20 protein-coding genes are annotated in these 17,699 nt (G+C 63.6%); 13 read left to right on the top strand and 7 right to left on the bottom strand.

Going from position 1 to position 17,699, the window contains the following annotated elements; all coding sequences use genetic code 11:
* Positions 1-18 precede the first annotated feature (18 nt).
* A complete protein-coding gene (locus DUPY_RS05605) occupies positions 19-345 on the bottom strand; it encodes a hypothetical protein (RefSeq protein ID WP_070246842.1) in 327 nt (108 codons plus the stop codon).
* 154 nt (positions 346-499) lie between these two features.
* Here DUPY_RS05605 and DUPY_RS05600 point away from each other — a divergent pair, with 154 nt between their 5' ends.
* The 3 genes from DUPY_RS05600 to DUPY_RS05590 all read left to right on the top strand — a co-directional run bounded on the left by DUPY_RS05600 (position 500) and on the right by DUPY_RS05590 (position 2,076).
* On the top strand, positions 500-1,141 hold the full coding sequence (locus DUPY_RS05600) for a phasin family protein (protein WP_070246841.1): 642 nt from the start codon (positions 500-502) through the stop codon (positions 1,139-1,141).
* 83 nt (positions 1,142-1,224) lie between these two features.
* Positions 1,225-1,692, top strand: coding sequence for a thioredoxin TrxC (trxC, locus tag DUPY_RS05595; protein ID WP_070246840.1), 468 nt, complete (start codon positions 1,225-1,227; stop codon positions 1,690-1,692).
* Between the two features lie 132 nt (positions 1,693-1,824).
* The gene (locus tag DUPY_RS05590) at positions 1,825-2,076 is read left to right on the top strand and encodes a hypothetical protein (RefSeq protein WP_070246839.1); all 252 of its coding nucleotides are present in this window, start codon (positions 1,825-1,827) and stop codon (positions 2,074-2,076) included.
* Between the two features lie 142 nt (positions 2,077-2,218).
* On the opposite strand, the gene DUPY_RS05585 is transcribed toward DUPY_RS05590, so the two are convergent.
* Positions 2,219-3,400 (bottom strand): multidrug effflux MFS transporter, encoded by a 1,182-nt coding sequence (locus DUPY_RS05585; RefSeq protein ID WP_070246838.1) that lies wholly within the window; start codon positions 3,398-3,400, stop codon positions 2,219-2,221.
* A gap of 150 nt (positions 3,401-3,550) precedes the next feature.
* Between DUPY_RS05585 and epsC the strand changes: the two genes are divergently transcribed.
* Positions 3,551-4,474, top strand: a complete 924-nt coding sequence (epsC, locus tag DUPY_RS05580) for a serine O-acetyltransferase EpsC (RefSeq protein ID WP_019922470.1) — start codon at positions 3,551-3,553, stop codon at positions 4,472-4,474.
* A gap of 48 nt (positions 4,475-4,522) precedes the next feature.
* Here epsC and DUPY_RS05575 read toward each other — a convergent pair whose 3' ends face one another.
* Genes DUPY_RS05575 through DUPY_RS05555 form a run of 5 tightly spaced genes read right to left on the bottom strand, consistent with a single transcriptional unit; the run spans position 4,523 to position 9,488 of the window.
* A complete protein-coding gene (locus tag DUPY_RS05575; RefSeq protein WP_070246837.1) occupies positions 4,523-5,884 on the bottom strand; it encodes an LLM class flavin-dependent oxidoreductase in 1,362 nt (453 codons plus the stop codon).
* A gap of 1 nt (position 5,885) precedes the next feature.
* A complete protein-coding gene (locus DUPY_RS05570; RefSeq protein WP_070246836.1) occupies positions 5,886-6,755 on the bottom strand; it encodes a MetQ/NlpA family ABC transporter substrate-binding protein in 870 nt (289 codons plus the stop codon).
* A 9-nt stretch (positions 6,756-6,764) separates the two neighbouring features.
* Entirely contained in the window at positions 6,765-7,406 is a 642-nt protein-coding gene (locus tag DUPY_RS05565) for a methionine ABC transporter permease (RefSeq protein ID WP_070246859.1), read from the bottom strand.
* A gap of 55 nt (positions 7,407-7,461) precedes the next feature.
* On the bottom strand, positions 7,462-8,268 hold the full coding sequence (locus DUPY_RS05560; protein ID WP_070246835.1) for a methionine ABC transporter ATP-binding protein: 807 nt from the start codon (positions 8,266-8,268) through the stop codon (positions 7,462-7,464).
* Between the two features lie 8 nt (positions 8,269-8,276).
* Positions 8,277-9,488 carry an acyl-CoA dehydrogenase family protein gene (locus DUPY_RS05555; RefSeq protein ID WP_070246834.1) on the bottom strand — a complete coding sequence of 404 codons (1,212 nt, stop codon included), beginning with the start codon at positions 9,486-9,488 and terminating at the stop codon, positions 8,277-8,279.
* 195 nt (positions 9,489-9,683) lie between these two features.
* Between DUPY_RS05555 and ssuE the strand changes: the two genes are divergently transcribed.
* The 9 genes from ssuE (at position 9,684) to DUPY_RS05510 (ending at position 17,675) form a co-directional block, all read left to right on the top strand.
* Positions 9,684-10,301: an NADPH-dependent FMN reductase gene (gene ssuE, locus DUPY_RS05550; RefSeq protein WP_070246833.1), complete on the top strand. Its 618-nt coding sequence runs from the start codon at positions 9,684-9,686 to the stop codon at positions 10,299-10,301.
* A gap of 12 nt (positions 10,302-10,313) precedes the next feature.
* Entirely contained in the window at positions 10,314-11,366 is a 1,053-nt protein-coding gene (locus DUPY_RS05545; RefSeq protein ID WP_208600003.1) for a sulfonate ABC transporter substrate-binding protein, read from the top strand.
* A 17-nt stretch (positions 11,367-11,383) separates the two neighbouring features.
* Positions 11,384-12,526 (top strand): FMNH2-dependent alkanesulfonate monooxygenase, encoded by a 1,143-nt coding sequence (ssuD, locus tag DUPY_RS05540; RefSeq protein WP_208600004.1) that lies wholly within the window; start codon positions 11,384-11,386, stop codon positions 12,524-12,526.
* Positions 12,526-13,299 carry an aliphatic sulfonate ABC transporter permease SsuC gene (gene ssuC / locus DUPY_RS05535; RefSeq protein ID WP_070246831.1) on the top strand — a complete coding sequence of 258 codons (774 nt, stop codon included), beginning with the start codon at positions 12,526-12,528 and terminating at the stop codon, positions 13,297-13,299. The genes ssuD and ssuC overlap by 1 nt, the downstream gene beginning before the upstream one ends.
* Before the next feature lie 25 nt (positions 13,300-13,324).
* The gene (locus tag DUPY_RS05530) at positions 13,325-14,164 is read left to right on the top strand and encodes an ATP-binding cassette domain-containing protein (protein ID WP_070246830.1); all 840 of its coding nucleotides are present in this window, start codon (positions 13,325-13,327) and stop codon (positions 14,162-14,164) included.
* Between the two features lie 132 nt (positions 14,165-14,296).
* The gene (locus tag DUPY_RS05525) at positions 14,297-14,596 is read left to right on the top strand and encodes a type II toxin-antitoxin system HigB family toxin (RefSeq protein WP_070246857.1); all 300 of its coding nucleotides are present in this window, start codon (positions 14,297-14,299) and stop codon (positions 14,594-14,596) included.
* 12 nt (positions 14,597-14,608) lie between these two features.
* A complete protein-coding gene (locus DUPY_RS05520) occupies positions 14,609-14,980 on the top strand; it encodes a helix-turn-helix domain-containing protein (protein ID WP_070246856.1) in 372 nt (123 codons plus the stop codon).
* A 256-nt stretch (positions 14,981-15,236) separates the two neighbouring features.
* Positions 15,237-15,803: a YceI family protein gene (locus DUPY_RS05515; RefSeq protein ID WP_070246829.1), complete on the top strand. Its 567-nt coding sequence runs from the start codon at positions 15,237-15,239 to the stop codon at positions 15,801-15,803.
* Positions 15,804-15,914: 111 nt separating this feature from the next.
* Complete coding sequence (locus DUPY_RS05510) at positions 15,915-17,675, top strand: amidohydrolase (protein WP_070246828.1); 1,761 nt, start codon at positions 15,915-15,917, stop codon at positions 17,673-17,675.
* Positions 17,676-17,699: the final 24 nt, after the last annotated feature.

Raw genomic sequence — 17,699 nt, 5'->3', positions numbered from 1 at the left:
CGGCGCAGCGCGCCAGTGTCAAGCCTTGATGTCGAGCAGCGAGCCCAGTGTTTCGTCGGACGTCTTGATTACCGACAGCGAGGCCTGGGTCTGCGCCTTGTACACCAGCGAGTTGGTGATGTCGGCGGCCAGGTCGGTGCCACTGGGCTGGTCGCCCGCCGCCAGTCGCTGTCCCTGCAAGGAGATCGAGACGCCACCGCCGGCCGGTGCCGATCCGCGGAAATTTACCTGCGCCGGCTGGAAGCCCTGCGTCGAGGCGTTGGCGATGGAATTGGCGCTGTTGGAGAGCGCGGTGAGGCCGGCAGACACGCCGCTGGCGCCAATATTGAGAGCTGAAATAGCCATGATGGAATTCCCCTAAGGCAATACTTCGATTGTACACCTTTGATCCAGATCATGCTTCGTGCGCGTTGCCGGCGTAGCCTTGCAGTTCGATCTGCGCTAACGCAATACGCTCGGCTCGCTTCTTTCAACACCCTCATCCATGGAGGATTACTCAATGTTTCCATATTCGCAATCCGTGACGCCCGCCGTCAAATCCCATCTCGATGCCCAGATGGCGTTTTTCAACGATATGTCGCGCTCGGTGTTTCGCACCGCCCAGCAGTTCAACGACCTCAACCTGCAAATGGCACAAACCATGCTGGAAGACGTCACGCACGCCAGCTGCGAGTGCCTCACCGCCAACCGGCCGACCGACATGATCTCGGCCGCAGCCAACCGCGCCCAACCGGCCACCGACAAAATGCGCGCCTACCAGCAGCACCTGTCGCGCATCGCTGCCGACACCCAGGTGGAAATCTCCAAGGTCGCCGGTGAGCACGTGGAGTCGACCAGCCGCACGGCCAAGGCCCTGGCCGACGAAGTGGCGCGCACCGCCCAGGAAGAGGCGCAGCGCGCTATGCAACAGCAGCAGTCGGCCATGGATCGGGCGTCCGATCCGTTCCAGCAAAACGGTGGCCGGCGCATGCAGGAGGGGCAGGGTAACCAGGACGGCCAGGATCGCCAGTCCAATGCCAGCAATGGTAGCAGTGGCAGCCAGGCATCCGGCCAGGCCACGCCAGCGCAAACCGCAGCGCATGCAGCATCTCAAAGCGGCAAACAAAGCGGCAAACAAAGCGGCACCCGCAAGGAAGCCTGATGGTGTGTTCCCCCTCCTGAGGCAGACGACGTGACCGTGGGCGATGCTTTATCATCGGGGCTTGTTGTCCTGGAGATAAAGATATGACGAATGCCACGAATCCGACCAACCATCAGGCAGACTCCCTGCACATCGTTTGCCCTCACTGCGACACCGTCAACCGGCTGCCCGCCGCCAGGCTGGCTGCGCAGCCGGTGTGCGGCAAGTGCCAGAGGCCGCTGTTTACCGGCCAGCCGGTCGATCTGAGCAGCGCGCGGTTTCTCAAGCATATCGAGCGCAGCGACATTCCGGTGCTGGTGGACTTCTGGGCGCCATGGTGCGGGCCTTGCCGTACCATGGCGCCGTTCTATGCGCAGGCTGCGGCGCAGCTCGAGCCGCATTACCGCGTAGTCAAGGTCGATACCGAGCAGGCGCAGGACCTGGCGGCGCGCTATGCGATCCGCAGCATCCCCACGCTGGCGCTGCTCAAGGGCGGCCGCGAAATCGCGCGCCAGCCCGGCGCGATGGATGCGACCAACATCATCGCCTGGGTCAACCAGAACAATCGCTAAGGATACGGGCCCGGCTGCAGGCGCCGCCGCCAGAGTTGGCCGCTAATCTCACTGCGAGCCGGGTATTGTGCGGCCACGCACCGACGATTTGGCAGGCCCGACCGACACTGTCGTTAATATCAAGGAGGAAATATGATCGACGACCAAGCACGCCGAGCGTTCATCAACGAACTGTGGGAGCGTTTCGAAGAATTGCAGCAATGGGCCGAAGCCAACTGGCCCGACCAGGAAAATCCGCTCACCAGCGCCGATTTCGTGGAAGCGCGCAAGGAAATCCTGGGCCTGCGCAACCCGTCGCAAGCACCGGGCAAAGTCCCCGAAGCGCGCGAGCCGGAGCAGGGCGGGGCGCAGTATGAAAACCTCAATCCTGCGCCTTGGCCTTAAGCGACAGCGCCTGAATCCGTCATCCCCGCGTACGCGGGGATCCATAGAACACGTGAACCATGGAACATGTGAACCCTAGCGCTGCTCAAGCTGTCCATGGATCCGCGCTTTCGCGAGGATGACGGCGCTGTCTCCGCCTAACTCAATGCACCACCGGCTTGCCCACCTGCGCCAGTAACCACGCCAGCACGGCCACCAGCAAACTCCCAAGCACGCCCCACGCCAGGTTCAGCGCGCTGTCGAACAGCAGCGGCGCCAGCAGCCCGGACACCAGCGCAAACAGCAGCATCTGCACGAACGACTGCATCGACGAGGCCAGCCCGCTATTGTTGGGGAAGTACTCGAGCGCCATCAGCGTAATCGGCGTCATCATCAGCGACAGGCCGAACGAATAGATAAACAGCGGCAGTACCGCCCACGGCACGGCAGCGGTGAAGTACAGGTTGTAGCCGACATTGATCACGCCGGCCAGTATCATCACCGCAAAGCCCATCCAGGCTTGCGTCTTGCGGGCAAAGCGGTGCGCGAATTTTCCCGACAGCGCCGAGCCCACCACCATGCCGCCGATCAGCGGCACGAACATCCAGGCAAACGCGGTTTCCGGCAGGTGCAGGATATTCATCACGAAGTACGCGGCCGAGCCGATGTACAGCGCTACGCCGGCAAAGCTCATGCCCACGGCGATGGCCAGCAGCAGGAAGTGGTGGTGGCACAGCACCTTCCAGTAATTGCGCGCGATAACGCCGAGGTGGAACGGGTGGCGATCTTTTACCGCCAGGCTTTCCGGCAGCAGGCGTTGGACGGCAAAGTACATCACGATGCCGAAGGCCGCCAGGAACCAGAAGATCGAGCGCCAGCCGAAACTGACCTGCAGCCAGCCACCGAGCACCGGCGCAATCGCCGGCGCCAGGCCAAACACCATCATGATGTGGGCCAGGATTTTTTGCGCAGCCGCGCCGGTGAAGCGGTCCTGCACGATGGCGCGGCCCACGACCGACCCGGCGCCCGCCGCCAGGCCCTGCACGATGCGGCAGGCCAGCAGCACGCCGATCGACGGCGCCAGCGCGGCGCCGATCGAGGCGGCGATGTACAGCACCAGCGACACCAGGATCACCGGGCGGCGGCCGAACGAGTCGGACAGGGTGCCGTAAAACAGCATCATGAAGGCAAAGCAGAACAGGAACATGCTCAGGGTTTGCTGGACCATGATGGGGCTGGCGCCGAAGGCCACGCCGATGGCGGGGAACGATGGCAAATAGGTATCGATAGCGAGCGGGCCGACCATGGTCAGGCCGGCCAGCAGGATGGTCAGCAGAATATTCATTAAAGGCGTATTGTTCGTTGGACCCGGCATTTTACGCGATATGCGGTCACCGCATATCGAGCGACATTTTGATTCGTTCACCTGGCGGTGCCGCGCGCGTATGCTTCATCATCGGCAGCACCATGGCCAGAAATTTTAGATTATCGAGACATGACTATTGATACCTTCGACGCCACCGGCGTCAAACCATCGCACTGGAACCTGGCCAGCGTGATCGAACAGCTGCGCGTCTCGCGCGAGGCCACCCACAATATCCGCCACCAGGGCCGGGTGCGCGAGCTGCCGTCGCGCGAGGCGCTGCAAATCATCGTCAACGGCCTGTCGGCGGTGCTGTTCCCCACCCATTATGGCCGGCCCAACCTGACCGACGAGAGCATCGACTACTTCGTCGGCGACACCCTCAACACCACCCTCAACCGCCTGACCGAACAGGTGCGGCGTGGCCTGCAGTTCTCGGCCACCGAGGAAGTGCCCGACGACGCCGTACTCACCCAGCAGGCCCACGCCATCACGCGCGAGTTTGCCGCCAACCTGCCGGGCATCCGTGCGCTGCTGGTCTCCGACGTGCACGCGGCGTTTTCCGGCGACCCGGCCGCCACGTCGGTGGCCGAGATCATGCTGTGCTACCCGGGCACCATCGCCATCCTGTACTACCGCCTGGCGCACTGCCTGCACCGCTTGGGTTCGCCATTCCTGGCCCGGCTGATCTCCGACATCGGCCATTCGCTCACCGGCATCGACATCCACCCCGGCGCCCAGATCGGCGGCAGCTTCTTCATCGACCACGGCACCGGCGTGGTGATCGGCGAGACTGCGATACTGGGCCAGCGGGTGCGCCTGTACCAGCACGTCACGCTGGGCGCCAAGCGCTTCCCGGCTGACGACCAGGGCGTGTTGATCAAGGGCGTGCCGCGCCACCCGGTGGTCGAAGACGACGTGGTGATTTACGCCGGCGCCACCATCCTGGGCCGCATCACCATCGGCGCTGGCTCCACCATCGGCGGCAACGTGTGGCTTACGCAGAGCGTGGCGCCCAACAGCAATGTCTCGCAGGCGCAGATGCGCAACGATTAGGCTGCCGCCGAACCCGCTTGCCGCACCGGCTGCAGGTAACGCCTGGCGTCAAATCCGAACTTGCCGCCCCGCGTGGCCGGCAGGCAGGCGGGAGCCGCTGCCGAGCACCTGTTCGCGCAGCGTGCCGCCTTCATAAGCCGTGCGATACCGCTCGCGCCGCTGCAATTCCGGCACGATCAGCTCGACCACGTCGCGCATGCTGTCGTGGGCCACCGCAAAGGCCAGGTTGAAGCCATCGATGCCGGTGTCGTCCTGCCACGCTTGCAGCTGGTCCGCCACCTGGCACGGATCGCCTACCAGTACCGGACCCCGGCCACCGAGACCGATGAACAGCGCCGCCTCGCGCACGGTCCAGGTGCGCTCGGGGTCGGCCTCGGTAAACGACGCCAGCGCCGAGCGCCCGGCATCCGACTCGATGTACTCGACGGTGGCGTCAAGCGGGAACTGGCCGAAGTCGATACCGGTCCAGCCCGACAGCAGCGCCAGCGCCGCCTCGATGTCGACGTGGTTGCGGTAGTCCTCGTACTTGGCCTGTGCTTCATCCTCGGTAGGGGCGGTGACGATCAGCGCCTGCGCATAAATCTTCAGGTCGTCGCCATCGCGTCCGGCCTTGCGCACGGCGGCGCGCAGATCGTCGGCGTACTTGCGCACCACCGTTTTGCTGGGACCACTGACGAACGTGCATTCAGCGTGGCGCGCTGCAAACGCTGTGCCGCGCGGCGACGTGCCGGCCTGGTACAGGAGCGGCGTGCGCTGCGGCGACGGTTCGCACAGGTGGAACCCCGGCACCTTGTAAAAGCGGCCCGCGTGGTTGATCGGGTGGATCCGCGACGGTTCGGCATACACGCCGCGCGCCTTGTCGTTGACCACGGCGTCGTCGTCCCAGCTCTTTTCCCACAGTTTATAGACCACGTCCATGTACTCGTCGGCCAGGTCGTAGCGCTCGTCGTGCCCCAGTTGCCGGTCCAGGCCCAGGTTGCGCGCTGCGCTGTCGAGATACCCGGTGACGATATTCCAGCCGATGCGTCCGCGCGTCAAGTGGTCGAGCGTGGACATGCGCCGCGCGAACGTGTACGGGTGCTCGTAGGTGAGGGCGCAGGTCACGCCAAAGCCCAGGTGCGTGGTTACCTGCGCCATCAGCGGCACCAGCGCCAGCGGGTCATTGAGCGGCGCCTGCACCGCGTGGCGTAGCGCCGCGTCGGCACTGCCCTGGTACACATCGTAGGCGCCCAGCACGTCGGCCAGGAACACGGCGTCGAACAGGCCCTGCTCGAGCAGGCGCGCCAGTTCGGTCCAGTGGTCGGGATCCGTGTAGCGGTGGCCGGTGTCGCGCGGGTGCCTCCACAGGCCTGGCGACTGGTGGCTCACCGTGTTCATCTGAAAGGCGTTGAAGCGAATCAGCCTGCTCATGTCAGTTGGCAGGCTTGGCCGGCTTGGCTGGCGCCTCTTTGGCCAGCGCCAGCTGGTAATCGGTGCGGGCGTAATCGGCGAAGTGCAGGTTGGTGATTTCGAGGAACTCGCGTGAGCGGTAGGCGGCAGCGATGTCCCTGGCGAACGGCTTGTCCTTGTCGACCGTGCGCACCGCCACCAGGTTCACGTAGTTGTCCGAGATTTTCTCGGTTTTCAAGGCGTCCTTGAGCTTCAGGCCTGATGCCAGCGCGTAGTTACCGTTGACGAAAGAGTAGTCGGTGTCCTGCAGCGAACGCGGTAGCTGCGCCGCTTCGAGCGGGATCAGCTTGATCTTCCTGATGTTGGCGGCGATGTCGCGCTCGGACGCGCGCACCGGATCGTATTTTTCGCGCAGCTTGATCCAGCCCAGCTGGTCGAGCAGCACCAGCGCGCGGGCCTGGTTGGTCGGGTCGTTGGGCAGCGCCACGGTCGTGCCTTCCCTGGCTTCCGCCAGCGTCTGGTGACGCTTGCTGTAGATGGCGATCGGCGCGGTGGGCACTTTTACCAGCTCGGTAATCGGCAGCTTGTTCTCGGTCGCGAACTTGTTCAGGTACACGATGTGCTGGAACACGTTGGCGTCGAGCGAGCCTTCGGCCAACGCGAAGTTGGGCTGGATGTAGTCGTTGAACTCCACCAGTTTTACCTTGTAGCCCTTCTTTTCCAGCAGCGGCTTGATGCCCAGTTTGATCTGGTCGGCGTACGGACCGGCGCTGGTGCCGATGACTATTTCTTTCGGATCCTTGGCGTAGACCGGCGCGCTGGCGGTGACGGCCAGTACCAGCGCCGGTGCAAGTACGGCCAGCAGGGCACGGCGGCGAATTGGTTTGATCATGGTTGTTCCTTAACGTTTGTCGATGCGTCTGGCGATGCGGTTGCCGGTGAACTGGATCAGTTGCACCATGAGGATCAGGATGGCGACGGTGGCCACCATGATGTCGGTCTCGAAGCGGTAGTAGCCGTAGCGGATTGCCAGGTCACCGATGCCGCCGCCGCCCACCACGCCGGCGACGGCGGAATACGACAGGAAGCTGATCGCCAGCACGGTGAGCGCCAGCACTAGCCCGGAGCGCGCCTCCACCAGCAGCACCCGCAGCACGATCTGCAGTTCGGAGGCACCCATGGCGTGCGCCGCCTCGATCACGCCGCGCGGCACTTCGCGCAGGTTCTGCTCGACCATGCGGGCGAAATACGGAATCGCCGCAAACGACAGCGGCACGGCAGCGGCCAGCGGTCCGATCGAGGTGCCGGCGATCATGCGCGTCAACGGCACCAGCGCGACCAGCAAAATGATGAACGGGAACGAGCGCACCGTGTTGACCATCCAGCCAAGCACCAGCGCGGCCGGACGGTTTTGCAGCGACTGGCCATCGGCCACCAGGAACAGCACGATGCCCAGCGGTCCGCCGATCAGCACCGCCGCGGAGAGGCCGATGCCGAGCATGGTCAAGGTCTGGCCGACGGCGGTGCCCATCTCGGGCAGCATGGCGGAAATGGCGTTGGCCGAGGCGCCCAGGGTGGAGAACAGTTCAGACAAGGTATCAAGCATAACTGAGCTCCTGATGGGCGCCGGCCAGCGCACTGGCAGCGTTGAAGGCGGCCAGTTCCCGGCCCAGCGCGGTTTTGCGCGGGGCGTTGTGGCCCGCCGGCTGGTTCAAGGCGAATTCCTCGGCAATCGCGCCATCCTCGATCACGGCCACGCGGTTGCAGATCTCGGCCAGCACCGACAGTTCGTGACTGACGATGACGATGGTCACGCCCAGTCGGCGGTTGATGTCGCGCAGCGTGGCCAGAAGTGCGCGCGTGGTTTCGGCATCGAGCGCGGACGTCGGCTCGTCGCACAGCAGTACGGCCGGGCCGCTGGCCAGCGCGCGGGCGATCGCCACGCGCTGCTTCTGGCCGCCGGAGAGCTGGGCCGGGTAGCTGTCGGCCTTTGCTGCAAGCTCCACCAGTTCCAGGCACTGCTTGACGCGCACGGCGACTTGTTCCGCGCCCTGGCCGCCGTGGATGCGCAGCGGGAAAGCGACGTTGTCGAACACGGTGGCGTTTTGCAGCAGGTTGAACTGCTGGAAGATCATGCCGATATTGCGCCGCGCACCGCGCAGGTCGTGTTTCGATAGCGCCGTCAGTTCGCGCCCGGCCACGGTAACGGCGCCGGCGTCTGGCCGTTCGAGCAGGTTAAACAGGCGCAGCAAGGTCGATTTGCCGGCGCCGCTCTTGCCGATCAGGCCGAAAATGTCTCCCTCGCGCACGTCCAGCGTGACGTCGCGCACGGCGTCGAAGCGCCCGCCATCGGGCAGGGTAAAGGTTTTGCTCGCATGTTCGATGCGGATCAGTGGCGTAGTCATCGTAGGCTTCAGGAGTAAGCGGTGGGTTCGGGCAGCGACCCGTCGAGCGCGTGGCGCCCGAGGTCGCGGATCTTGTAGTCGACCGGGTCGTGCAGCGTATGCACGCGCACGTTGCGCCAGAACCGGTCGTAGCCATAACGGGCAGAGGTCGAGCGGGCGCCGGTCAGTTCAAACATCTGGTTGCTGATGTCGATGCCGGCGGTGTGGGCCAGCACCTTGGCTTCGGCCACTGCGATCGCCAGTTCGCCGCGCTGGCGGGCGGTAACGTCTGGCCCGAGACGGAACAGGCGTTCCAGTTCGCGCGCGGCGTGGTCGGCCAGCACGGCGGCCGGCCGTAGCTTGAGCCACAACTGGCCGAAGCGGTGCTGCACCAGCGGATCGGCAGCCGCCGATGGCGCGCCGGACGCAAACCACGGCCGTGCCTCGTCCACGGTGTAGGCGCGCGCCGCCTCGAAAGCGCCTTCGGCGATGCCCAGGTACAGGTTGGTCATGATCAGCTGCGCCACCTGCGAGCGCAACGTCGATTGTGGCGTGGCTGATACCCTGGGGGCCTGCAACACCTGCGTGGCCGGCAGTGCGACGCCGCTGAAATGGACGTTGCCGCTGTCGGTCTGCTTCTGGCCGAAGGCGTCCCAGTCTGCGTGTACTTCCACCCCCGGCTGGCGCGTAGGGAGCACGCCGATCAGGGCGGTGCCGGTGGCTTCATGCCAGGCCGAGACGGTGAGCCAGTCCGAGCCCACCGAGCCCGACGAAAAACTCTTGATGCCATCGAGCGTGTAGCCATCGTCCGCATCCCCGGCGGTAGTGCGACGGTCGAGCGGATTGAGGGCGTTGCCCCAGAACAGGTTTTGCTCGACCGTTTGCGTCAGGAAGCGGCGCTGCTGCTGCGCCGAGCCATACAGCCGGATGCCGGCCAGTTGCAGGTGGTGGAAGCCGAAGATGTGGGCCAGTGCGCTGTCTGCGCGGGCCAAAATGCGCACCACTTGCAGCACGGTGGGCCAGTCGGCTCCCTGGCCGCCGAATTCGGCCGGTATCGAGAGCGTGAGCAGGCCTGAAGCGCGGATCCAGCCGCGTTCCTGCGCCGCGTGGCCGCCGGCCTGGTCGCGGGCATTGGCGGTGTCGCCGAGGCGGCGCGCCAGGTCGGCTGCCACCTTGAGCGGATCTTTACTTGACGTGGACAGCGCCGGATCGGGCGCCGCTGTTCTGAGTGCAGTAGACATGGTATGTCCGTCAGGAGGAATTCGGTGGCGCAGTATTGCACCGGCCTGGCGACCCCGTACACGAACAATTCCGGCTATTTATATGCAAAAAAGTCATGTGTCGTAAACCGCATATGGAAGCGCAAAACTATTCGTTCTGATTTCAACGGGACGGTTCTATTCTGGCCGGCACAAACAATTGACGGGGATAGCACCATGAGCATTCTTCTTTTAGGCGGCAGCCCGGCTGCGGTATCGAGCACCGGCCGTTTGCTGGACCACGTGGCCGAGAAACTGGCAGAGAGGTTGGGTGACATTCGCCCTGGCCACCGCTACACCAAGGTGCAGGTACGCGAACTGCCGGCCCACGCGCTCTTGCAGGCCGAGACCTCGGACCTGGCCATCAAGCGCGCCATCGCTGCCGTGGCCGACGCCGACGCCGTCATCATCGCCACCCCGGTCTACAAGGCGTCGTACACGGGACTATTGAAAGCCTTCCTCGACCTGCTGCCGCAGGACGGCCTGGCCGGCAAGCTGGTGCTGCCGCTGGCCACCGGCGGCAGCCAGTCGCACATGCTGGCGCTGGACTACGCGCTGCGCCCTGTGCTGCACGCACTCGACGCGCGCCACGTGCTGGCCGGGATCTACGCCACGTCGTCGCAGCTGGTGTGGAACGAGGGCAGCGGCCTGGCGGTCGATCAGGCCATCGCCTGGCGTGTGCAGGCCGGCGTGGAGGGACTGGCTGCCGCGCTGCACGGGCACAAGTCTTGGCTGGAGCAACTCGCGCAGGCGTCGTTCGTGGCGCCGGTCGCACCGATCCGCCTGGCGCGCTGAGAGGGCTTCCACATGACCACCCAAACCATCAAAATCGTCAACGCCACCGAGGCCACCGGCTCCGCCAACAGCCGTTCGCAGCAACGCACCACGCGGCGCCGCACCCTGGGCTTGCTGATCGCGGCCGGCGTGCTGGGCGCCAGCGCGCACGTGCCGTCGCTGGCGCAAGCCAATACCGCGCAGGGCAGGCAGGAAATCCGTATCGGCTATCAGAAATACGGCACGCTCACCCTGCTCAAGGGCCGTGGCACGCTGGAGCAGCGCCTGGCCAGTAAAAACGTCACCGTCAAGTGGACCGAATTTCCGGCCGGGCCGCAACTGCTCGAAGGCCTGAACGTGGGCAGTGTCGATTTCGGCACCGTGGGCGAGGCGCCGCCGATTTTCGCCCAGGCCGCCGGCGCCAACCTGGTGTATGTCGGCAACGAGCCGCCGTCGCCGTCCAGCGAGGCGATCGTCGTGCCGAAGTCCTCGACCGTGCGCAGCGTGGCCGACCTCAAGGGCAAGAAGATCGTCCTGAACAAGGGGTCCAATGTCCACTACCTATTGGTCAAAGCGCTGGAAAAAGCGGGTGTCGCCTACCAGGACGTACAGGTGATCTACCTGCCGCCAGCCGATGCGCGCGCCGCGTTCGAGCGTGGCAGCGTCGATGCGTGGGTGATCTGGGATCCGTTCCTGGCCGCCGCCGAGAAGCAGATCGGTGCGCGCTTGCTGGCCGACGGCAAGGGGCTGGTCAACAACTACCAGTTCTACCTGGCCGCGCGGCCCTACGCCGAAAAGAACCAGGACACCGTGCGCATCGTGCTCGAGGAAATCGCCAAGGTCGATGAATGGGGTGCGGCGCATCCGAAGGAAGTCGCCGCCATTCTCTCCACCCAGACCGGCCTGGAAACCGATATCGTGGCGCTGGCTGCGTCGCGCTACCCCTACGGCGTCAAACCGATTACCTCCGGCGTGCTGGAACAGCAGCAGAAGGTGGCCGACGCTTTCGCCAATCTAAAACTGATTCCGAAGCCGATCGCGGTCAAGGATGCGCAGCTCGGCGCCAGCCAGCTGGCCAGGAAATAAAGGATTACATCATGTCGTTGAATATCTTCTGGTTCATCCCCACCCACGGCGACAGCCGCTATCTTGGCACCACCAAGGGCGCGCGAGCGGTCGATGCCGACTACCTCAAGCAGTGCGCAGTCGCTGCCGACACGCTCGGCTACGACGGCGTGCTGCTGCCCACCGGACGCTCGTGCGAGGATGCGTGGGTGGTGGCGTCGTCGCTGATCTCGGTCACGCAAAAGCTCAAGTTCCTCGTCGCCATCCGTCCCGGACTGACCACGCCGGGACTGGCGGTGCGCATGGCCGCCACGTTCGACCGCCTGTCGAACGGCCGCCTCCTGATCAACGTGGTCACCGGCGGTAACCAGGGCGAACTGGAAGCCGATGGGCTGTTTGCCGACCACGCCAAGCGCTACGAGATTTCCGACGAATTCATCCGCGTGTGGCGCGCGTCGCTGGCCGGTGAGGGCGGTGACGCCGGCTACGACTTCGAGGGCAAGCATATCCAGGTCAAGGGATCCAAGACCCTTTATCCTGCGGTGCAAAAGCCGTATCCGCCGCTGTATTTCGGCGGCTCGTCGGAACCTGCGCACGCGCTGGCAGCCGAGCAGATGGACGTGTACCTCACCTGGGGCGAACCGCCGGCGGCAGTGGCCGAAAAAATCGCCGACATCCGCGCGCGCGCAGCCAGGCATGGGCGCACCGTCAAATTCGGCATCCGCCTGCACGTGATCGTGCGCGACACCAGCGAGCAAGCGTGGCGCGCAGCCGATGAACTGATCAGCCACCTCGACGACGAGACCATCGCCAAGGCCCAGAAAGCCTTCGGCAAGATGGATTCGGTGGGCCAGCAGCGCATGGCAGCGCTGCACGGCGGCCGCCGCGACAAGCTGGAAGTCTCGCCCAACCTGTGGGCCGGCGTGGGCCTGGTGCGTGGCGGCGCCGGCACGGCGCTGGTAGGCGACGCCGAGACGGTCGTCGCCCGCATCCAGGAATACGCGGACCTCGGCATCGAGACCTTTATCTTTTCCGGCTATCCGCACCTGGAAGAATCTTACCGTTTCGCCGAGCTGGTGTTCCCGTTGCTAGGGAAGGGCAAGGCGGCCGGCGCCCAGTCGCTCAGCGGTCCGTTCGGCGAGATCATGGCCAGCGACATCATCCCGAAGAAGGCGGCGTAATGGCACCAGCAAAGAACCAGGCGCCCAGCGCGCTCGCGCCATGGATACTGCCCGTCACGCTGATCGTGCTATGGCAGGGGGCCTCGCAGGCGGGATGGCTGTCGAGCCGCATCCTGCCCGAGCCGTGGGCGGTGGCCAAGGCCTTCTGGGTGCTGGCTGTGTCGGGCGAGCTATGGGTGCACTTGCGCACCAGCCTGTGGCGCGCGGCGTCGGGCTTTGCCATTGGTGCCGGTCTCGGGCTGCTACTTGGCCTGCTGACGGGGAGTTTTCGTCGCGCCGAAACGCTGCTCGACACCACGCTGCAAATGGTGCGCAACATCCCGGCGCTGGCGCTGATCCCGCTGGTGATCCTGTGGTTCGGCATCGACGAAACGGCCAAGCTGTTCCTGCTGGCGGTCGGCGTGTTCTTCCCGGTATACCTGAACACCTTCCACGGCATCCGCTCGGCCGACCAGGGCCTGATCGAGATGGCGCGCAGCTATGGCCTGTCCGGCTGGCCGTTGTACCGCGACGTGATCCTGCCAGCGGCGCTGCCGTCGATACTGGTTGGTGTACGGTTTTCGCTCGGGCTGGTGTGGGTGCTGCTGATCGTGGCCGAGACCATTTCGGCGCAGGCGGGCATCGGCTACATGACCATGAACGCGCGCGAATTCCTGCAAACCGACGTGGTGCTGGTGGGAATATTGCTGTACGCGCTGCTGGGCAAGGCTGCCGACCTGGCCTCGCGCGGCATGGAAAAGCGCTTCCTGCGCTGGAATCCGGCCTACCGCTAATCGATCTTGAACTGGAGTAAACCGTATGAATATTTCCACCAACTTGTTCGATATGGGCGGATTGGCCCGCGAAAACCTGGCGTCGCTGTCGGCGGCCGACGCCAACCGGCCACCGGCGCGACGCCAGGGCGTGTCGCTGTCGCTCGACGGTCTGAGCAAATCGTTCGGCGAGCGCGCGGTGCTGCACGACATCGGGTTGCAACTGAAGCCTGGCGAGTTCGTCGCGGTGGTGGGCCGCAGCGGCTGCGGCAAGAGCACGCTGCTGCGCGCCATCGCCGGGCTGGAGACGGTGGAGCAGGGCACCATCGCGGTGGGCCAGGGCGCCATCGGTACGAGCATCCGCATCATGTTCCAGGAAGCGCGGCTGCTGCCGTGGAAGACGGTGCTGGAAAACGTCGCGCTGGGATTACCACGCTCGCTGAACGCGGCCGCTGCCACGCTGTCTACCGTGGGCCTGGGCGAACGCGCCAACGACTGGCCCGCCGAACTGTCGGGCGGCCAGCGCCAGCGCGTGGCCCTGGCGCGCGCGCTGCTGCACGAACCGCAGTTGCTGCTGCTCGACGAACCCCTCGGTGCGCTCGATGCGCTCACCCGCATCGAAATGCAGCAATTGATCGAAAGCCTGTGGCTGGCGCGTGGTTTTACGGCGGTGCTGGTCACCCACGACGTGCAGGAAGCGCTGGCGCTGGCCGACCGCGTGGTGCTGATCGAAGAAGGCCGCATTACCCTCGACCTGAAAGTGGACCTGCCACGTCCCCGCGCCCGTGGCAACGCAGCGTTTGCGGCGCTGGAGCAGCAACTGCTGGAAAGCATCCTGCATCCGGCGCCTTCCAGGCCGGCGAGCAAGATTGCGGCTGCGGCCTGATACCCTGAGAGGCAGGTCCTTCCTCAAGTTGAATCTGGCCGCGGAGGCAATTCGATTTGCCCGGCGCAATGCTGCGACAAACGATGCATGAATTGCTTGCGATAGTCCCAAAACGGGACTAGCATGCGATTCATGCGGATACTTTCTCTCCAGACGATTAAGTCGTTCTATGAGCAGCCAGCCTGTAGGGATGCGAAGATTCCCCTGACAGCTTGGTATGGTTTTGTTCTTAAAGCGAGCTGGTCATCACCGGCAGAGGTCAAGGCCGACTTCGGAACAGCCATCATTTTGAAAAATGGACGTGTCGTCTTCAATATCGCGGGAAACAAGTATCGACTCGTCACCTCGATCAATTATCCGCACGGCATTTTGTTTATCAAATTCATCGGCACACATAAGCAGTATGACGCGATTGATGCGCAGACAATCTGAATGAGGTTCAAAGTGGAAATCAAACCTATCAGGAACGCTGCGGACCACGCGGCAGCCTTGCAAGAGATCGACGGACTGATGTCCGCCGAGCCGGGAACACCGGAAGGTGACCGACTTGATGTGTTGGCGACGCTCGTTGTAGCCTATGAAGCCAGGCACTTCCCCATGGATTCGCCAAGCCCCATCGATGCGATCAAGTTCAGGATGGAGCAGCAAGGCCTGACGCCCAAGGATCTGCAGCCGATGATCGGCCGCTTGAACCGGGTGTACGAGATTTTGAATGGCACCCGACCATTAACACTGGCGATGATCTGGCGCCTGCATGAAGGTCTTGGCATCCCTGCGGAATGCCTGATCAGGCAGCCGTCGGCCGCAGCAGGATGATTGAACCGCAAGGTTAGGTAAACCTCATCCTTCCGACAGATTCCCCTCCCTCCCATCCCCCAGTATTATTCCCACCTGTGCAGCAGATTGAACGTAACCGCTGCTTATGATCGATTTTCTCGATAGTAACGAGGCAAATTTTTCGTTTTACAACATCAATAGTGCAGAGCATAATCATTGCCACCCGAGACATGGACTTTGCCGGAATCCCGGACCGGTCGCACGTCTCACTGTTCCCACACACTGGAGTCTGACAATGAAAAAAATCTTTGCCCTGCTGGTTGCCGCTGGTATCTCGATGTCCGCATTTGCCGCACCGGAAACCTTTACCTCCGATGCCAACCACACGTTCTCGAGCTTCAGCTACAGCCACTTCGGTTACTCGATGCAGACCAGCCGCTTCAACAATACTACCGCCAAGTTCACGGTGGACCGCGCTGCCAAGACCGGCTCGGTGGAAGCGACCATCGACACCAAGTCGGTCGATACCGGCTCGAAGCTGTTCGACGGCCACATCCAGGGCGAAGATTTCCTGGACACGGGCAAGTTCCCGACCATTACCTACAAGTCGACCAAGGTCAACTTCAAGGGTGACGTGCCATCGACCATCGACGGCAACCTGACCATCAAGGGCATCACCAAGCCAGTCACCCTGACCGTGACGAACTTCCACTGTGCCGATCACCCGATGATGAAGAAAATGGCTTGCGGCGCCAACGCCACTGCCAAAATCAAGCGCACCGAGTTCAACGCCGGTAAATACGCACCGAATGTCGGCGACGAAGTCACCCTGACCCTCGCCATCGAAGCGATCAAGGAGTAATTGAAACCGGCCGGTCCCAACGGTAACCGCTGGGCTGGCTCGATTTCATTGCACTGATCTGGACTGTTGCGACATCGCGTCGCGGCAGTCCATTTTTTTAGGAGTAACACAATGAAATTGACGCAGCTCGCGTTTGCCGCATCTCTGCTGGCCACCTTGTCGGCCCATGCCACCGACCTGATCATCACCAACGGCAAGGTCGCCACCATGACCAGGGAGGGCGCGTTTGCCCAGGCCGTGGCCATGAAGGACGGCAAGATCACCGCCGTGGGCAGCAATGCCAGCGTCCTGAAACTCAAGACCGCCGACACGCAAGTCATCGACGCCGACGGCAAGACCGTGATTCCCGGCCTGAACGACTCGCACCTCCATATCATCCGCGAAGGCCTTAACTACAACGCCGAGCTGCGCTGGGACGGCGTGACGTCGCTGAAAAAAGCCATGCAAATGCTCAAGGAGCAGGCTGCGCGCACGCCCGACGGCGCCTGGATCAAGGTGGTAGGCGGCTGGAACGAATTCCAGTTCGAGGAAAAACGCCTGCCCACGCTGGAAGAAATCAACGAAGCGGTACCGGACAAGCCGGTCTTCCTGCTGTACCTTTACGCCCTCGGTTTCCTGAATAAAAAAGGCATCGAGACGCTCGGCTACACGGCCGAGACCAGGTTCAAGGACGGCGTGGTGGAAGTGGGCGCCGACGGCAAGCCCACCGGCAAGCTGATCGCCAAGCCGAACGCCATGATCCTGTACACCACGTTGGCCAGGACCACCGTGCTGCCGCGCGAACAACAGCTCAATTCCACCATCCAGTACTACCGCGACCTCAATCGCCTGGGTCTGACCAGTGCGATCGACGCCGGCGGCGGCGGCCAGGCCTATCCCGACGATTACGCCGTGAGCCTGGAGCTGGCCAAAGATGGCAAGCTGACGGTGCGCACATCGTATTACCTGTTCGCGCAAAAGCCGGGCAAGGAGCTGGAAGACTACCAGCGCTGGCTCACGCAAACCAAGCCCGACAAGAATGAACACCTGTTTTACGCCAACGGCTACAACACCGAGGGCGGCGGCGAAAACCTGGTGTGGAGCGCGGCCGATTTCGAGAACTTCCTCGAGCCGCGTCCCGACATGCCGCACGAAATGGAAGGCGAACTCGAGCCCGTGCTGCGCCTGTTGATCAAGAACCGCTGGCCGTTCCGCATCCACGCCACGTACGACGAGAGCATCGACCGCGACCTGGCCGTGATCGAAAAAGTCAACAAGGACCTGCCGCTGAACGGCCTGCGCTGGTTCTTCGACCATGCCGAGACCATCAGCGACAAGCAGCTGAAGCGTGTAAAAGCGCTGGGCGGCGGCATCGCCGTGCAAAACCGCATGTACTTCCAGGGCGAACATTACTGGAAGCAGTACGGCGCCCAGACCCGCCAGATGCCGCCGATCAAGAAGATGCTGGAAATGAAAATTCCGGTGGGCCTCGGCACCGACGGCACCCGCGTGAGCAGCTACGGTCCGTGGCCGTCGATCTACTGGGCGGTGACCGGCAAGACCGCCGGCGGCTTGAAGCTTTGGCAGCCACAGGACGTGCTGAGCCGCTACCAGGCCCTGAAACTGATGACCCAGGGCAGCGCCTGGATGAGTGGCGAAGAAAAGCTCAAGGGCACGCTGGCCAAGGGCCAGTACGCCGACCTGGTGATCCTGCCGCATGATTACTTCAGCATGGACGTCGAGCAGATCAAGCACCTGGAAAGCGCGCTGACCATCGTCAACGGCAAGGTGGTGTACGCCGGCGAGCAGTTCCAGCAACTGGCGCCCAAGGCACTCGAGGTCAAGCCCGACTGGAGCCCGGTGAAGTATTACGGCGGCTACCAGAACAAGTAACACCATGACATTATTGTCGCATCA

The sequence above is a fragment of the Duganella phyllosphaerae genome (assembly GCF_001758785.1).
Classification (GTDB): domain Bacteria; phylum Pseudomonadota; class Gammaproteobacteria; order Burkholderiales; family Burkholderiaceae_D; genus Rugamonas; species Rugamonas phyllosphaerae.
Note: the sequence above shows the minus strand (reverse complement) of the source record. Positions and strands in the feature narration are given on the sequence as shown.

Bases quoted from the DNA above. Each gene is read 5' to 3' on its own strand.
- DUPY_RS05605 (WP_070246842.1), bottom strand. From the start codon at position 345: ATGGCTATTTCAGCTCTCAATATTGGCGCCAGCGGCGTGTCTGCCGGC.
- DUPY_RS05600 (WP_070246841.1), top strand. From the start codon at position 500: ATGTTTCCATATTCGCAATCCGTGACGCCCGCCGTCAAATCCCATCTC.
- trxC (WP_070246840.1), top strand. From the start codon at position 1,225: ATGACGAATGCCACGAATCCGACCAACCATCAGGCAGACTCCCTGCAC.
- DUPY_RS05590 (WP_070246839.1), top strand. From the start codon at position 1,825: ATGATCGACGACCAAGCACGCCGAGCGTTCATCAACGAACTGTGGGAG.
- DUPY_RS05585 (WP_070246838.1), bottom strand. From the start codon at position 3,400: ATGAATATTCTGCTGACCATCCTGCTGGCCGGCCTGACCATGGTCGGC.
- epsC (WP_019922470.1), top strand. From the start codon at position 3,551: ATGACTATTGATACCTTCGACGCCACCGGCGTCAAACCATCGCACTGG.
- DUPY_RS05575 (WP_070246837.1), bottom strand. From the start codon at position 5,884: ATGAGCAGGCTGATTCGCTTCAACGCCTTTCAGATGAACACGGTGAGC.
- DUPY_RS05570 (WP_070246836.1), bottom strand. From the start codon at position 6,755: ATGATCAAACCAATTCGCCGCCGTGCCCTGCTGGCCGTACTTGCACCG.
- DUPY_RS05565 (WP_070246859.1), bottom strand. From the start codon at position 7,406: ATGCTGCCCGAGATGGGCACCGCCGTCGGCCAGACCTTGACCATGCTC.
- DUPY_RS05560 (WP_070246835.1), bottom strand. From the start codon at position 8,268: ATGACTACGCCACTGATCCGCATCGAACATGCGAGCAAAACCTTTACC.
- DUPY_RS05555 (WP_070246834.1), bottom strand. From the start codon at position 9,488: ATGTCTACTGCACTCAGAACAGCGGCGCCCGATCCGGCGCTGTCCACG.
- ssuE (WP_070246833.1), top strand. From the start codon at position 9,684: ATGAGCATTCTTCTTTTAGGCGGCAGCCCGGCTGCGGTATCGAGCACC.
- DUPY_RS05545 (WP_208600003.1), top strand. From the start codon at position 10,314: ATGACCACCCAAACCATCAAAATCGTCAACGCCACCGAGGCCACCGGC.
- ssuC (WP_070246831.1), top strand. From the start codon at position 12,526: ATGGCACCAGCAAAGAACCAGGCGCCCAGCGCGCTCGCGCCATGGATA.
- DUPY_RS05530 (WP_070246830.1), top strand. From the start codon at position 13,325: ATGAATATTTCCACCAACTTGTTCGATATGGGCGGATTGGCCCGCGAA.
- DUPY_RS05525 (WP_070246857.1), top strand. From the start codon at position 14,297: ATGCGGATACTTTCTCTCCAGACGATTAAGTCGTTCTATGAGCAGCCA.
- DUPY_RS05515 (WP_070246829.1), top strand. From the start codon at position 15,237: ATGAAAAAAATCTTTGCCCTGCTGGTTGCCGCTGGTATCTCGATGTCC.
- DUPY_RS05510 (WP_070246828.1), top strand. From the start codon at position 15,915: ATGAAATTGACGCAGCTCGCGTTTGCCGCATCTCTGCTGGCCACCTTG.